Source organism: Gelidibacter sp. (genome assembly GCF_053579655.1).
The window spans coordinates 78,461-94,302 of record NZ_JBMDWE010000014.1; the positions used below are offsets into that span (position 1 = coordinate 78,461).

A 15,842-nucleotide genomic window follows, 5' to 3' on the forward strand; every position below is an offset into this window, starting at 1 on the left:
TTTTAATCATTAATTATAAACAAATATACATGAACCGTATAAATATCCTTTGGGTTGACGATGAAATTGATATGCTAAAACCCCATATCTTGTTTTTAGAAAAAAGGAATTACAATGTTACCACCTGCAAAAGTGGTATGGAAGCTCTGGAAATTATTGACGACACCAACTTTGACATTGTTTTTTTAGATGAAAACATGCCAGGATTAACGGGATTGGAAACGCTGAATGAAATTAAGGAACGACGGGCCAATCTTCCGGTAGTGATGATTACGAAAAGTGAGGAGGAAAATATTATGGAGGAAGCGATTGGCAATAAAATCGCCGATTACCTGATAAAACCGGTTAATCCCAATCAAATATTATTGAGCTTAAAGAAGAATTTAGATCATTCTAGATTAATTTCAGAAAAAACAACTTCCAACTATCAACAGGAATTCAGAAAAATCGCCATGGACATGTCTATGGTTAATAGTTATGAAGAATGGGCCGATTTATATCAAAAATTGATTTATTGGGAATTACAGTTAGAAGGTATCGAAGATGTTGGCATGACAGAAATATTAGAATCCCAAAAAACGGAAGCCAATGCACAATTTGGAAAATTTATTGAAAAGAATTACACCAAGTGGTTTGAAGATAAAGCCGATGCCCCAACGATGTCACATAATTTGTTTAAAAACAAAATTGTGCCCGAGCTTAGTGATAAGCAACCTACCTTATTAATAGTCATTGACAATTTGCGCTATGACCAATGGAAAGCTTTTGAACCCATTGTGAGCAATTATTACAAAAAAACTTCAGAAAGTTCATTTTACAGTATCCTCCCAACGGCCACACAATATGCCCGAAACGCCATTTTTTCTGGATTGATGCCGAGTGAAATGGAGAAGCGTCATCCAGAATATTGGAAAAATGATGTGGAGGAAGGTGGCAAAAACCTTTTTGAAGCTGAGTTTTTAGCGGCACAAATGAAACGTTTGGGACTTCAGAACTTGAAAACCGAGTATCATAAAATAACCAATCTCCAATCCGGTAAAAAATTGGTTGAAAATTTTAAATCATTAAAAAACAATGACCTCTCTGTGATTGTCTATAATTTTGTGGATATGCTGTCCCACTCCAAAACTGAAATGGAAGTCGTTAAGGAATTAGCGTCAAATGACAAGGCTTATCGCTCACTTACTCTAAGCTGGTTCAAAAACTCACCGTTATTGGAAATGATTCAGAAAGCGCAGCAAATGGGCTTTAAGTTAATCCTGACTACCGATCACGGTACAATCAATGTCAAAAATCCATCCAAAGTGATCGGAGATAGAGACACCAGCTTGAACTTGCGCTATAAAACAGGACGCAGTTTGACCTATGAATCTAAAGATGTATTTGCCGTCAAAGATCCAAAGGCTATTCATTTACCTACTATAACGATGAGTAGTTCGTTTATTTTCGCAAAAGGCGATATGTTTCTGGCCTATCCTAATAACTATAACCATTATGTGAGCTACTTCCGGAACACTTATCAACATGGCGGTGTTTCATTGCAAGAAATGATCATTCCGTTTGTAGTTCTTAGTCCAAAATAAACCTTCGTAATGCAGATATACCCGATGAAATGCAATTTTATTAGCATTTCACATATTTTATACTTATTATTGCTCCATAAATCCATTATCAAAAATGAAAAGCATTGAATATAAATATTCTATTGAGAACATTGAATCCATTGCAAGCGCACTATTAAAAGAAGCGACGTCGAAGACTCTATTATTTTACGGCGAAATGGGCGTTGGAAAAACAACCTTGATTAAAGAATTATCTAAACAATTAGGAAGTATCGAAAATGTAAACAGCCCTACATTTTCAATTGTAAACGAATATGAAGTAAAAGACGGTTTAATATATCATTTTGATTTATATAGAATAAAGGATGAAGAAGAAGCGCTCAATTTTGGAATTGAAGATTATTTGTATTCCGGTCAGTGGGTTTTTATAGAATGGCCAGAAAAATTAGGAAATTTACTTCCTGAAAATTCCAATGAAATCGAATTTATATTAAATATAGATGGCTCAAGAACTCTTAAATTAAGCAGAGAAAATAATTTAACCCAAGAAAAGGCAAAAAAGCAGTAAAATTTTTAAAAAAATTCAGCAAGCACACACCGCGTCAATTTTGAAAAGTACGGGAAAACCGTAGCATTCAAGAGGATTTAAAGATTAATTTTAACATTTACTTAACACTATCTATAGCTCGATAGGCCTAAGTTTGAATCAATTAATTAATTAAATCCCTTGAATTATGAAAACAAAAAAGTACTTAATTGCGTTGGCAATTTTCGGTGGTGCGTTGTTCACTGCACAAGCTACAAATCTTATTGATTTAAATGGACAAACAAAAACAGAAGTTGATAAACGAACCATCAGAATCCCTGCTGGAGGATAAAATAATCGCAAAGAAACAATTTCTATTAGGGAGTATCCTGGCAACGTTAATTGCCAGTTCTCCCTTTTTGTTTTATCTATATAATTATGTTCCTACCACCCCGGATTGGGAAAACTTCCTATTTAATTATCATAGTGGCTTTTACGAAAATGCACAAACTGCCATGTGGATGCTCACTGGAAAGATTATCCCTCTTTTTTTCTTAATAATTTGGTTTTTTACTTGCCGCCACTGGTGGTATCATGCTTTAATAGTACCAATAGCAATGTATGTCTATCAAATAGTTGTTGCTATTTATCAAGATACAGCGACTGGACTTGATGAACTTGAATTGTTTTATATGGTTCCTATAATGGCCGTTGTAATTCCATCAATATACTTAATTCGGGCTAAAGTTTTCAATAAGATCAACGACGCTAATAAAACAATGCAAGAATTGGAAGAGGAGTTTAAAATTAAACCTAAAGGACTATTTAATAATTTGAAGGAATATTTTTAAAAAATTGAAATCCTAACGCTATATAAACTTTTTATAAACGTTGTATACTTTAAAAAATAATCTAACTCGATTATTTTTAAGCATCCATTTTAAATCAAAAAAAAATTGTAATTTGACTGCTTATTTTACACCCAAATGAGCAAATCTATTTCTCCTTTTACCAGAGCCCAATTGCTTCCGCAGGAAGAAACCTTAGAAATCTTCAAAAAAAAAGGAAAACTTTTTATTGGCATTCCTAAAGAAACTTATTTTCAAGAAAAACGTGTCTGCCTAACACCTGATGCCGTTTCTGCCCTTGTATCCAACGGACATCGCGTCATGGTTGAGGCCGGTGCCGGCGATGGCGCCAATTTTAAAGACAGAGCTTATAGCGAAGCAGGTGCCGAAATCACAAAAGATACCGCAAAAGTTTACTCCTGCCCTATTATCTTAAAAGTTGAACCACCTTCTTTAGATGAAATAAAGCTCATCAATCCGCAGACTTTATTGATTTCAGCACTTCAGTTAAAAACACAGAATAAAAAATATTTTGAAACATTGGCCACCAAACGCATTACTGCTTTGGCTTTTGAATTTATTAAAGACGATGATGGCTCTTACCCTGCGGTTAGGTCTTTGAGCGAAATTGCAGGCACAGCTTCAATTCTTATCGCTGCTGAATTATTATCCAACATTAACGGCGGCAACGGGTTGATGTTCGGAAATATTAGTGGCGTACCACCAACTGAAGTCGTAATTATTGGCGCTGGTACAGTGGGCGAATTTGCCGCACGCTCTGCCATTGGTTTAGGTGCGAATGTTAAGATTTTTGATAATTCAATTACCAAACTAAGAACCGTTCAGTCCAATTTAGGCAGAACACTTTACACGTCTACCATACAGCCTAAAAATTTAATAAAGGCCTTAAAGCGTTGCGACATTGCAATCGGAGCAATTAGAGGCAGTAACAGATCCCCAATTGTAGTCACCGAAGCTATGGTGGATTGCATGAAAACTGGCGCTGTTATTATTGATGTCAGCATTGATATGGGGGGCTGTTTTGAAACCAGTGAGGTCACAACCCATGACAAACCCACCTTTGAGCGTAACGGAATTGTACATTATTGTGTACCAAATATACCGGCGCGCTACTCCCGATCCGCCTCAGTAACAATAAGTAACATGTTCACGCCTTATCTTTTAAAAATTGCAGACGACGGTGGGATTGAAAATGCGCTACGTTTTGACCGCGGATTAAAAAATGGATTGTACTTTTACCACGGTATTTTGACAAATAAATCGGTAGCCGATTGGTTTGATCTAAAATACAGCGACGTCAATCTTTTAATTTTTTAAATTGGAACTTAACACCAAGAAAAGACAATAGATTGGTGGTTGCATTGCAATTTGCAATGGGCATTTGATTTTAAATTGTAGCGACCGTTATACATTGATTTCTATAGAAATGAGACGGTCATTATTCTCTGAGCTATGATTTGTGCTTTTAATCAGTTTTTTTACCACGATAATTAAATTTAGCTCTACTTTGGACGTGAAAATGAATAACAAGCGTTGTATATCACTTTATTTAACAAATTGTTATGTTTTCAAATGAAACATTTATAAAAAATTATCTAGATTAAACTTAACCAAAAATGAATGCTCAAACAATAGAAAATAAATATAGGTCTTTAAAAGAAAAATCTGGTACTCATTCACCAAGTTTGGCGTCCATACAGGAATTTATTCCAGACTTAAAAATCAAGGTGGATGCTTGTTTTTTATCAAATCCCTATGCTACAGAGTTGTTCTTGGAATACTTCAAGAAGGAAATGATTGATACTGGAAAAATCAATGCATTATTAGAGTTTTATCCTTCTCAAAATAATGTTATTGCTGGTTTTATTGAGAAACGTCTTAATATTGATGAGGGACATGTATTTGTGGGAAATGGGGCAATTGAGGCCATACAAGCTATTATACATAATTATTGTGAAGGAAAATTAATGATTACGATTCCTACATTTTCTGCTTATTACGAATATGCAATATCAGAGCAAGAGGTTGTACATTACCAGTTGAATAAAGCTGAGAATTATAGACTAGATATAGCTGATTATATTAAACAAGTAGAAAAAGAAAAACCAAATACCATTGTTCTAATTAATCCAAATAATCCAGACGGAGGATATATAAAATATGATGATTTACTTTTTGCCCTTGACAAACTTAGCTGGGTAAAGAATATTATTATTGACGAAAGTTTCATCCATTTTGCATATGAAGATAGTGATATGGAGCTAAAATCAGTGGTGCCAAATGTCATCAATAAAGATAATGTATATGTCATAAAAAGCATGTCCAAAGATTTTGGCATTGCGGGTGTTAGATGTGGTTATGCCATTATGGCGAAGCAAAAAGTTCAAGATCTATTAAAAAATGGCTACTTATGGAATTCCAATGGTTTAGCAGAATATTTTTTTAGATTGTATGCGCGACAGGATTTTCTTGATCGCTATGATTTGGTAAGAAGAAAATATATTACCGAAGCATTGTTCTTTATTTCTGAGCTCAATCAAATCAAAAACATAAAGGTATACCCATCAAGAGCCAATTTTGTTTTAATTGAACTGCTTAATGGTGCCAATACAACGGACGTAACCGCTAAACTTATTGCCAATCATGGTGTTTATGTAAGAAATTGTGATGATAAAATTGGGCTGGAGGGACAGTTTATAAGAGTGGCAGCAAGATCACAAAAAGAAAACAAAATTATTATAAAGGCAATTAAAGAGGTTATTGAAGGTTAAGGATTTTTGAATAAAAACATCGCTATATTTTATAATCAGTTTTATTTAAAAAAGCTTATGAGGTTTTTAAAAAAGTAAGAAAATAATAAACATTAGTTTATTTTAAATTTGGTCAATACTTAGCACACACATTTCTGTACATCAACATGCGGGTTTATTCAAATGTAAAAAACAATTCCGGCACAGTTAAAAATGATTGAGATAGCAAATAACGCTTTTAATTCTCAAAACATTTGGATCATTCCAAACTGAAAGGAAATATAAAGATATACAAATATAACCTTTTGATTTAAAAAAGCAATTTGACTTTTATGACATTACTAGTAGTTACAACTTTTGTAGAGCATACATCAAGTTCTATCATCAATTTAAAAAACAACTAATGAAATGGCCAACCATAAAATTGGATAGACAAGAAATTAATAGAATCAATACCATTTAATAAATGTATCAATTTTTTTTAGACAGATTTAGAAGGCTTGTTGCCTTTACTTCAGTAAACTATTACGTGAGGGTAAAAACAGATAAAAGTGGCGTTATAGCCAGTAAAGATGCCGAAGTTTACCTTTGGTTACCGAGATTTGGATGGCGCTATTACATCAGTGATAAGGTTATTAAAGATTACGGAAAAATTAATGCATTATCCAAAACAGGAATTAAATTTAAGATTATAAGATCGCAAAATATTGGTAAATTATCTAATAAGATCATTCATCTCAACTATTGTGCTATGTATAATTGGAATTATAAATTTAATGACTACACCCAACAACTCCATTTCATAGTTCAACAATTGGAAAAACAAAATAATTCAGTTTTCCCTTCTTCCAAAGAAATTTATTATTGGGAAAATAAAGGATATATGCATAAAAAATTTAAGGAATACAATATATCTGAGCCAGAAACCACGCTATGTAAAACAATTTCAGAAGTTAAAAATTTGAGTTGGGATTATCCATTTTTAGTTAAGGAAGAACATTCATCAGCAAGTGAAGGCGTACATAAAGTTACATCGGTTTCTGATTTAAATATGCACGAGCAAAAATCTACTTTCAAACCAAATGAGTATATCATTGTTCAAAAACTCATAGACATGCGAAAAGATTTAAGAGTAATTTTAGTAGGAAACGAAATTGTGCATTACTATTGGAGAATAAATAATCAAAATGAGTGGAAACCAACATCTACTGGTAGAGGAAGTTCTGTAGATTTCGAATTTTTTCCTGAACAATGGCGTTCTTTCATCATAAGTGAGTTTAAAAAATTAAATATTCCAACAGGTGCATTTGATGTGACTTGGAATAAAGATAATTTAAACTCTACTCCTTTGATATTGGAAGTTAGCCCTACATATCAGCTTAACCCGAAAATTACGAACAAAAAACATTTAGCACATTACGGTAAGTTCAAGAAATCTTCATTTTTCGGAAAATACAGTTATATTAATCAATATATTGAACAGACCTACGATGTATTAGAAAAATGTATTCAACATAACCATTTGGAATATAAGGATTAGCACTGTATTGTGAAAAAATAAAATTAACATGAATTGTTGGTTGGATTGTAAAGTTTACCCATTTAATTTTATTATTACTATATAGTAGGATCGGATTTAAGATTGGTGTTTCAATAATGACTAGGTAGGAAACTGCTCCAAATAAATTTTGACGCAGCAGATAAAATTTTGATTCACATGTTTTACAAGAGTTTTTAGTAAATATTAAAAAGATCGGGATTATCAACAAAACTCTAATGGCCTTTAGCTGTTTAAAGCTATACTAATTACAACAAGTTTTAATCTGATAAAATTAATTAGAAAGTAGATTAAATATCATTGTTGTCCGATAATAATCTAAATTAACAAAAAAAGCCTTGGCATCCCGTTATTTTCCTGAATTAGGTTCTTGTCTTCAAAACAGAACCCCTTAAGGTTCGAAAATGCTTAACTGTCCAATATTTTTCATGGTAATTTCTTCCCATTTCGAATCTGGGTTCTTGAGAAACTTCAACAGGTCGATATAGGACATCATATTGGAATATGCCCAACTTCTCTTTGCTTTTCTCTGTATGACAAGCATAATAAGCTGAATGATTAGACTGATCCAAATCTGGATTTCTATTGTATTTTGATTGTCACCCAAAAAGTATTTGAGCGGAAAGTTCTGTTTTAGCCGTTTGAACATGGTCTCAATCTGCCAGCGGTTCTTGTAGATATCCGCGATCTTGTCGGCCTCCAGTTCATAGTTGTTGGTGATGAACTCATATACCTTGAGCTTCTCGTGGTGCCAAAAAGCTATCCTTCTTAGGTGAAACTCGTTGCCATCTTTATCGGTAAGCGTTATTTTTTCATCCTTTAGGACGGCATCGTCCACGCTGTCAGGTATATCAAACTCTTCAAGACTTCTATAGCGTGCATTGCTCTTTTGCCTGGTCACGAAGTAGATGCCGTCCAATGACCATTGCTGGTATTGTTCGTAATCCACATAACCTTTATCAAATACAACAAAAGAGCCTTTTTTCAGATCGAGTTCCTTCAAAAATATGTGATCGTGGGTTGCGGCACTTGAAAACTTTATCAAACAGGGAACATCTTCCATCGCATTGATCATTGTGTGCATCCTTATCCCACCTTTCTTTTTGCCGTTGAGCGAGTTTCGACCAGCACCTCTCAGGATATCGCTAAAGAGCGTTATTGTTGATGAATCGACTATTTTAAGATCTTTTATGGCGGGTTCCCTGATCCTGCTGCCCGATAAAAACTGGCGATAGCGTTTATAGAGGCCTGCGTAAATATCGGCAAAGACTTCTGAGTTCCTTCGCTTGTTGGCATCCGACAATGTGCTGCGCTTTGGAAAGTCCCTTAGTCCCAAATGGTTGATACTTCACCTCGCAGGCGAGCATTATACTGGTGACCTCGCGAAGTGAACTACAGCCACTGATAACGGCGAAAATCATCGTAACCAAGTGGTCATAGGTCGTGAACCTCTTGGTATACCTGTCGCTATTGTGCTTCTTTGCTGTCCGATAAATATCTTTGGTGTCAAGGAAGTTTAAAACCTGTTTGATAATGGGTTGTCCGCTGAAATTTTTACTTTTGTTCATATCTGAAGTTTTGTGGTAAAAACCAAGATATAAATAAAGCGGGAAATCCTTATTGGAAATCCCGCTTTTAAAAATGTTTATCGGACACTAATGAATAAATATCTGTATATCCGTTTAATGTCCATTAGCTGTAATGCTAGCAATAATGAGCCTGTCAAAGATTCGTTCTCCAAAATACCTGCGATTAAGCTTGTACACGAACTCATTTAGGTATAATTGCAAATATTTTCTCTTGATCTTATGATAAGTCCCCACAAAATTTCTTTTGGCATTACTTATCGCAATATGCACCCATTTTAGTGTTTCTTTAGTTGTTTGCTCATTTGATTTTTCACTTATGTGTATTTCTACATAATCGGCAATATTAACGTAAGAGGTGCTTTTGTCCGTAAAGACAATGATTTGATCATCTGCAAGAGCATTTTTAAGGGTTTTGTCTGTCCCATCAACCTGATGGTCTTCCAGTACCTTAGCTTTAAAATAACGGCATTGTCTTTCAGTTTTTCCTGTATCTAAATCTTCAAGAATGGTGCTTTCCGCCATTATCATGACATTTGACTTTGTCTTGCTCCCTCGACCAGCCTTCTGTGTTTTGTGCGCCTCCTGCGGAGCTTCAATGGTAAAGTAGCCCTCATCCATTTCTATCATCCCCTCCAAGGTATATCGGTCTTCACGTTGACCCATTGCTTTACGAAGCTTGTGAACCATTGCCCAGACCGGCTCGTATCTTTTTAAGCCTAGTTGACGCTGTATCTCTTTACTTGAAAATCCTTTTTTTGTTGTGCTTAACAGAAAAATGGTCTTGTACCATACCATAAATGATAGCTTTGAACTTTCCATTATGGTGCCGCTACGCAACGAGACCCTTGAGTTACAGGACTTACACTGGTAGCTCCATTTATTCTGCAACCAATAATGATCAGTACTCTCACAGCGTTTACACACAACACCTTCTCGGTCTCTCTGCTCTTTAAAATGTAATCTGCAACTTCTTTCATCTGTAAAATGAACTCCAAAAGAAAATATATTCATTATCAACTGTTTTAATGTCAAGCAAATATACGAAAATCTATTTTATTTAGGGATGTTTGCGGATATACAGATAAATATATATCCTTTTGTTATAGGTTTTAATAATAGTTTGTATTTTTACCTCGACAACTTAGATTTAACTATGATCTTGAATTAAATTTGGGATATGTCAATCTTCTAATTTTTTAAAATGAAATTCATACATCGTTTAGGCTATTACTTAGGTGGCTTTTCTATCGGTATAATTATTTTGGCTTTTTTCTTAAGTGGAAAAAAAACCTCTTGTGCCTACAGTCCGAATGCACGGACTATAAAAAGTATTTCGCAAAAACCAAAATCATATTCAGACGAAGCATTGTCAGCAATGCGATCATTTGAAATGGACACTACTGTGGTTTCTGATATGATCCAATATGGCTCGGTTAATTTCTCAGAAAGTGATACCAAAACCGAAGACTGTAAAACCTATATTCTTAAAAACAGTTATAAAGATCAAAAATTCAGATTGCAAATTAAAAACTGTGATTCTTTAGCAACCATAGAATCTATAGCTCCTTATAAAAAAGACTGAGCCACAGGTATTTCCCATGGCCCAATCCATAAATTTTATTAAAGTGACTATCTTACCACCACCTTTTTCGTTATTACTCTTTGGTTATCTACCAATTGCAGAAGATAGATTCCTGATGCATAGTTCGATAGATTAAGTTTTTTATTATAACTCTGATGATCACTTTCATTAATGATTTCGTTGTAAAGCGATTTACCTGAAAGATCATATAAATGAATGCTTGACAGATTGGTCAAACCCGATATTTTTATATTAAGCTCACCATCCGTTGGATTTGGATGAATCAAAAACTCAAGGGGAGCAGAATCTTCCATGATGTTATCATCGACTAAGTCTATGACTTTTACTGTAACATTAGCCGTATCAGAATCGAGGTCGTGATAAACCATTACTGAATACTCTGTGTCTTCCAATGGGCTTACTGTAATACTTCTTGTCGTCTCTCCTGTGCTCCAAAGGAATTCGCTGTTTTTAGGGCCTTTTGCAGTTAAAACGGTCTTTTCATTACGATAAATGGTTACATCGCTACCTGCATCAGCTACTATTTTTTCAAAAACACTGACTTTAATAGACCTTTCAGCAGCGCACTTATTGTCATACCCAGTAACACTGAAGGTTTGAGTTGCATTAGGGCGAACTGCAATATTTGGCTGGGTTGCACCATTATTCCATTTGTAAGTTTTTGCTCCAGTCGCAGATAAGGTTATAAATTCGCCTTCTAGTATTGAGGCTTCAGAACCATTTGTAATTTTAACATTCGGATTTGGATTTACATTAACAACAGCTTCATCTGTACCAGAGACATTACCAACATAAGCCGTAACAGAATATTTTGTTGTGTATTTTGGGTTAACTGTAATACTTGCTGTCTTAGCACCGTTACTCCATACATAATGATCTCCACCCGTTGCAGTCAACGTGACTGATGATCCTTCACAAATATTTTGATTACCACCTGCACGGGCAACTACTACTTGGGGATTCACTACGGTAACATTAACCGTATCCGTTGCCTCACAGCCATTTGATATTCCAGTTACAGTGTAGGTCTGGCTTGCCGTGGGACGTACGGTAACAGTTGCGCCAGTGGCACCAGTACTCCACTTGTAAGTAGTGGCTCCTGTTGCCGTTAAAGTTGCACTCTCTCCCGCATTAATTGTGATATTGTTTCCCGCATCTACCTTTGGCAATGGGTTGACGGTCACTTTGACCGCATCCGTATCTGAATTTGCACCAGTACTGTCATAAGCCGTAACTGTATAAGTCGTGGTAGCATTTGGCTTTACAGTGATACTTGCCGTTTTGGCTCCATTGCTCCAAAGATAACTAGAACCTCCAGTAGCGGTTAGGGTTACGCTTGTACCTGCACAGATGGTTTGGTCAGCCCCTGCATCGGCAGTAACTCCAACTGGATTTACAACGGTAACTCTTACCATATCCGTTGCCTCACAGCCATTTGATATTCCAGTTACAGTGTAGGTCTGGCTTGCCGTGGGACGTACGGTAACAGTTGCGCCAGTAGCACCAGTACTCCACTTGTACGTAGTGGCTCCTGTTGCCGTTAAAGTTGCGCTTTCGCCTGAAGTGATCGTAACATTGTTCCCTGCATCCACTACTGGCAAAGGATTGACTTTTACAGTAACATCATCTTTAGCAGAATTTTTTCCCGTGCTGTCAAAGGCAGTAACGGTGTAGGTCATCGTTTGATTTGGGCTTACTGTGATGCTTGCCGTTTTAGCTCCTGTACTCCAAAGATAGGTAGAACCTCCGGTGGCCGTAAGTGTTGCGCTTGTACCTGCACAGATACTCTGGTCAGCCCCTGCATCAGCAGTAACTCCAACTGGATTTACAACGGTAACTCTAACCGTATCCGTTGCCTCACAGCCATTTGATGTTCCAGTTACAGTGTAGGTCTGGCTTGCCGTGGGACGTACGGTAATACTTGTAGTAGTAGCACCTGTGCTCCACTTATAAGTAGTTCCGCCTGTGGCCGTTAAAGTTGTGCTTTCGCCTGAATTGATCGTGACATTACTGCCAGCATCCACCCTTGGCAAAGCATTGACCGTTACTTTCACTTCATCTGTATCAGAGTTTTTTCCTGTACTGTCGTAGGCCGTAACCGTGTAGGTCGTCGTTTGATTTGGGCTTACCGTGATGCTTGCGGTTTTAGCTCCTGTACTCCAAAGATAGGTAGAACCTCCGCTGGCAGTTAGTGTTGTACTTGTACCCGCACAGATGCTCTGGTCAGCCCCTGCATTGGCAGTAACTCCAATAGGATTTAGAACGGTAACTTTTACCGTGCTAGTAGCCTCACAACCATTTTTTGTTCCAATTACGGTGTAGGTCTGGGTTGCCGTGGGACGCACGGTAATACTTGCAGTGGTCGCACCTGTGCTCCACTTATAAGTAGTTCCGCCTGTGGCCGTTAAAGTGGTGCTATCCCCTGAATTAATCGTGATATTGCTGCCTGCATCCACAATTGGCAAAGGATTTACTTTTACAGTAACTTCAGCTTTAGCAGAATTTTTCCCTGTGCTGTCATAGGCCGTAACAGTGTATATTGTCGTTTGACTTGGGCTTACGGTGATACTGGCTGTTTTAGCTCCGTTACTCCAAAGATAGGTAGAGCCTCCAGTGGCTGTAAGTGTTGCGCTTGTGCCTGCGCAGATGCTCTGGTCAGACCCTGCATCGGCAGTAACTCCAACAGGATTTAGCACGGTAACTTTTACCGTGCTGGTAGCCTCACAGCCATTTTTTGTTCCAGTGACGGTGTAGGTCGTGGTTGCCGTGGGACGCACGGTAATACTTGAAGTAGTCGCACCTGTGCTCCACTTATAAGTAGTTCCGCCTGTGGCCGTTAAAGTGGTGCTATCCCCTGAATTAATCGTGATATTGCTGCCTGCATCCACAATTGGCAAAGGATTTACTTTTACAGTAACTTCAGCTTTAGCAGAATTTTTCCCTGTGCTGTCATAGGCCGTAACAGTGTATATTGTCGTTTGACTTGGGCTTACGGTGATACTGGCTGTTTTAGCTCCGTTACTCCAAAGATAAGTAGAACCTCCAGTGGCTGTAAGCCTTGCGCTGTTGCCTTGGCAAATGCTCTGGTCCTCGCCAGCATTGGCATCTACGGTCACTTTTGAAGAATTAATTACAATAACTTTTACAGTAGCTGTACCCTCACAATCATTATCATTCTTTCCCTGAACACTATAGGTCGTGGTTGTTTTAGGACTCACTTTAATGCTCGCAGTGTTGTCCCCAGTGTTCCATTTATAGTTTTTAACTCCCGAGGCAGTTAATGTGGCGCTCTCTCCTAAATTTATAGTAACGTCTTTTCCGGCACTCACTGCTGGAATTGGATTGACCTTAACGGTAACATCATCTTTAGCAGAATTTTTTCCTGTGCGGTCAAAGGCCGTAACGGTGAATGTTGTCGTTTGATTTGGGCTTACAGTGATACTTGCGGTCTTGGCTCCAGTACTCCAAAGGTAGGAAGAACCTCCGGTGGCACTGAGGGTTGCGCTGGTTCCTTTGCAAATGTCAGTATCAGGGCCCGCGTTAGCAGATATAGATGTTGTACGCAGTGACATCCCATTCAAATAATATTCAAGATTTGTGTATCCATCGGGTTGAACTGAATTTCGATCACTGGCATCATTGGGATTAAGACCATTGGCAATTTCCCATGCATCGGGCATACCATCATTATCAGAGTCATAACTATTAGCTCTTTTAACGGAATTTATTGCAGGCGTTGAGTAACTTGTTTGTTTCATTGGAGAAATATACTGTCCTTCCTTAATGTTTTTTTTCCACATACTATCTAGAACATCATTGTTGTCACTTTCCGAACCGTCACCGTTTAACCTTTTACTAGCACCTGAATTTGGTACAACCATACTTTTTAAATCATTTACATCTTTTATTGTAATTTCTTTACCTAATAATGGTCGCTTTTTGTTTGTGAAAAAAGTAGACTCTAATTGGTCTCCTCTAACTTTTGATCCAAATCCACATTTATTGTTATCATAAAAGTATCTCCACATCAATTTATTATCTAAATTCATCTGAGCGACTGTACTTGTTACTGGATTTTTTTTACCATTAGCGTCAATACCAATTATTTTATTTCCACTTGTATATATGGTAGGCAGAATGGTAGATGAATCACACCCATAAAAATTCAATAGATTATCCCAAACTTTTGTAGTTCCAAAATCAAAAAGATTACCTATTTGGTTAAGGTTAAATCCGCTATTACCTCTAGTTAATCTTATACTACAATTATGTATATAGTTGTTAATAAGATCAAAATTGCTATTACCTTGAACATTTGGGAATCTATGACTTATATTATAATATACATTATTCAAAAATGAAGCATCTCCAAATTGGTCAGGATAATTTATATCGCCTAAAAGACTTCCCGTTTTACTTTCTGCCATTAGACAATTTTGAACTGTCATATTCTTACCAAAATCTTTAGCAGTATAAGCAGTTAAAGAAAAAGCTTCATCACCACCCCACGAAATAGAGCAATGATCGAATATTGCATTTTTTAAAGCATAGGTACCTAGGGAATCATTGTCTACATTATAACCACCTCTAAATCTTACATACCTACAGATTATGTTTGTGTTTTTTTCAAAATAAACTCTATTTCCTTCAATGGTTATCCCACCTATCGGAGCTGTCTGCCCTGCTATCGTGACATTGTTTCCTTTAAATACAAGTGCAGATTTCAAGTTTATAATTCCAGATATATTAAATATAATAGTCGTGTTTGAGGTGTTTGCAAAGCTTCGTAAACTTCCAGGACCACTGTCGCTAAGGGTCGTCACAAATGAAACTGATCCTCCACGACCACCGACGGAAAAAGCCCCCGCACCGCTAGCAGTTGGAAATGCTAATTGCTGAGAATTGGAGTTTTGTGATAGAAAAAAAAATAAAAAAAACAAACACAATGATATTGTGTTACAAATGTAACTTGTACGGCTCTTTAGGGATTTCATAATTTTGAATTATTCTAATTTGGGGATTTCAGAATTTAAATCGAACTAATTCGACTATTTAAATGTAATTAATAAAATAAACAAATAAACATGAAATGCGTTATTATTCGATATTAGATATCTAATTGACAGAAAAAAACTACATTTTGATCACGTAAACGACAAAGCGTACTCTATATACGTCAAAATACAATAGGCAGATGTTTAAGTAAATAAGTTTAACACTTTAGAGAAAACAACTACATTTTAGCGTTTATATCATAATTAGGAAGTTACTAAATATTGAAGTTGTCCATTGGAAAATTGGATCGTCTGGATAGATGAGATTGTTTTTAATGTAGGCTTCCCCAAAAATAGGACAGTTATTAATTCGAATTTACTAATTTTAAAT

12 protein-coding genes are annotated in these 15,842 nt (G+C 36.3%); 8 read left to right on the plus strand and 4 right to left on the minus strand.

Going from position 1 to position 15,842, the window contains the following annotated elements; genetic code table 11:
* Positions 1–29: 29 nt before the first annotated feature.
* From porX to ACOH2D_RS09145, 7 genes are all read left to right on the plus strand, one after another.
* Positions 30–1,583 (plus strand): T9SS response regulator signal transducer PorX, encoded by a 1,554-nt coding sequence (porX, locus tag ACOH2D_RS09115; RefSeq protein ID WP_449535024.1) that lies wholly within the window; start codon positions 30–32, stop codon positions 1,581–1,583.
* A 94-nt stretch (positions 1,584–1,677) separates the two neighbouring features.
* Positions 1,678–2,130, plus strand: a complete 453-nt coding sequence (gene tsaE, locus ACOH2D_RS09120; RefSeq protein WP_449535025.1) for a tRNA (adenosine(37)-N6)-threonylcarbamoyltransferase complex ATPase subunit type 1 TsaE — start codon at positions 1,678–1,680, stop codon at positions 2,128–2,130.
* 166 nt (positions 2,131–2,296) lie between these two features.
* Positions 2,297–2,440 carry a hypothetical protein gene (locus tag ACOH2D_RS09125; protein ID WP_449535026.1) on the plus strand — a complete coding sequence of 48 codons (144 nt, stop codon included), beginning with the start codon at positions 2,297–2,299 and terminating at the stop codon, positions 2,438–2,440.
* Positions 2,382–2,939 carry a hypothetical protein gene (locus ACOH2D_RS09130; RefSeq protein WP_449535027.1) on the plus strand — a complete coding sequence of 186 codons (558 nt, stop codon included), beginning with the start codon at positions 2,382–2,384 and terminating at the stop codon, positions 2,937–2,939. Before ACOH2D_RS09125 ends, ACOH2D_RS09130 begins: the two co-directional genes overlap by 59 nt.
* A gap of 135 nt (positions 2,940–3,074) precedes the next feature.
* Positions 3,075–4,274: an alanine dehydrogenase gene (locus ACOH2D_RS09135; RefSeq protein WP_449535028.1), complete on the plus strand. Its 1,200-nt coding sequence runs from the start codon at positions 3,075–3,077 to the stop codon at positions 4,272–4,274.
* Between the two features lie 299 nt (positions 4,275–4,573).
* A complete protein-coding gene (locus ACOH2D_RS09140) occupies positions 4,574–5,728 on the plus strand; it encodes a pyridoxal phosphate-dependent aminotransferase (protein WP_449535029.1) in 1,155 nt (384 codons plus the stop codon).
* Between the two features lie 445 nt (positions 5,729–6,173).
* The gene (locus ACOH2D_RS09145; RefSeq protein WP_348037628.1) at positions 6,174–7,247 is read left to right on the plus strand and encodes an ATP-grasp domain-containing protein; all 1,074 of its coding nucleotides are present in this window, start codon (positions 6,174–6,176) and stop codon (positions 7,245–7,247) included.
* A gap of 409 nt (positions 7,248–7,656) precedes the next feature.
* Here ACOH2D_RS09145 and ACOH2D_RS09150 read toward each other — a convergent pair whose 3' ends face one another.
* From ACOH2D_RS09150 to ACOH2D_RS09160, 3 genes are all read right to left on the minus strand, one after another.
* On the minus strand, positions 7,657–8,601 hold the full coding sequence (locus ACOH2D_RS09150) for an IS4 family transposase (protein ID WP_348037626.1): 945 nt from the start codon (positions 8,599–8,601) through the stop codon (positions 7,657–7,659).
* A complete protein-coding gene (locus tag ACOH2D_RS09155; RefSeq protein WP_449535030.1) occupies positions 8,504–8,833 on the minus strand; it encodes a DUF4372 domain-containing protein in 330 nt (109 codons plus the stop codon). The genes ACOH2D_RS09150 and ACOH2D_RS09155 overlap by 98 nt, the downstream gene beginning before the upstream one ends.
* 114 nt (positions 8,834–8,947) lie before the next feature.
* Entirely contained in the window at positions 8,948–9,865 is a 918-nt protein-coding gene (locus ACOH2D_RS09160; RefSeq protein WP_449535031.1) for an IS1595 family transposase, read from the minus strand.
* Positions 9,866–10,055: 190 nt separating this feature from the next.
* Between ACOH2D_RS09160 and ACOH2D_RS09165 the strand changes: the two genes are divergently transcribed.
* Positions 10,056–10,436 (plus strand): hypothetical protein, encoded by a 381-nt coding sequence (locus ACOH2D_RS09165; protein ID WP_449535032.1) that lies wholly within the window; start codon positions 10,056–10,058, stop codon positions 10,434–10,436.
* A gap of 47 nt (positions 10,437–10,483) precedes the next feature.
* Here ACOH2D_RS09165 and ACOH2D_RS09170 read toward each other — a convergent pair whose 3' ends face one another.
* On the minus strand, positions 10,484–15,397 hold the full coding sequence (locus ACOH2D_RS09170) for a T9SS type A sorting domain-containing protein (protein WP_449535033.1): 4,914 nt from the start codon (positions 15,395–15,397) through the stop codon (positions 10,484–10,486).
* Between the last annotated feature and the right edge of the window lie 445 nt (positions 15,398–15,842).

Bases quoted from the DNA above. Each gene is read 5' to 3' on its own strand.
- porX (WP_449535024.1), top strand. From the start codon at position 30: ATGAACCGTATAAATATCCTTTGGGTTGACGATGAAATTGATATGCTA.
- tsaE (WP_449535025.1), top strand. From the start codon at position 1,678: ATGAAAAGCATTGAATATAAATATTCTATTGAGAACATTGAATCCATT.
- ACOH2D_RS09125 (WP_449535026.1), top strand. From the start codon at position 2,297: ATGAAAACAAAAAAGTACTTAATTGCGTTGGCAATTTTCGGTGGTGCG.
- ACOH2D_RS09130 (WP_449535027.1), top strand. From the start codon at position 2,382: ATGGACAAACAAAAACAGAAGTTGATAAACGAACCATCAGAATCCCTG.
- ACOH2D_RS09135 (WP_449535028.1), top strand. From the start codon at position 3,075: ATGAGCAAATCTATTTCTCCTTTTACCAGAGCCCAATTGCTTCCGCAG.
- ACOH2D_RS09140 (WP_449535029.1), top strand. From the start codon at position 4,574: ATGAATGCTCAAACAATAGAAAATAAATATAGGTCTTTAAAAGAAAAA.
- ACOH2D_RS09145 (WP_348037628.1), top strand. From the start codon at position 6,174: ATGTATCAATTTTTTTTAGACAGATTTAGAAGGCTTGTTGCCTTTACT.
- ACOH2D_RS09155 (WP_449535030.1), bottom strand. From the start codon at position 8,833: ATGAACAAAAGTAAAAATTTCAGCGGACAACCCATTATCAAACAGGTT.
- ACOH2D_RS09160 (WP_449535031.1), bottom strand. From the start codon at position 9,865: ATGAATATATTTTCTTTTGGAGTTCATTTTACAGATGAAAGAAGTTGC.
- ACOH2D_RS09165 (WP_449535032.1), top strand. From the start codon at position 10,056: ATGAAATTCATACATCGTTTAGGCTATTACTTAGGTGGCTTTTCTATC.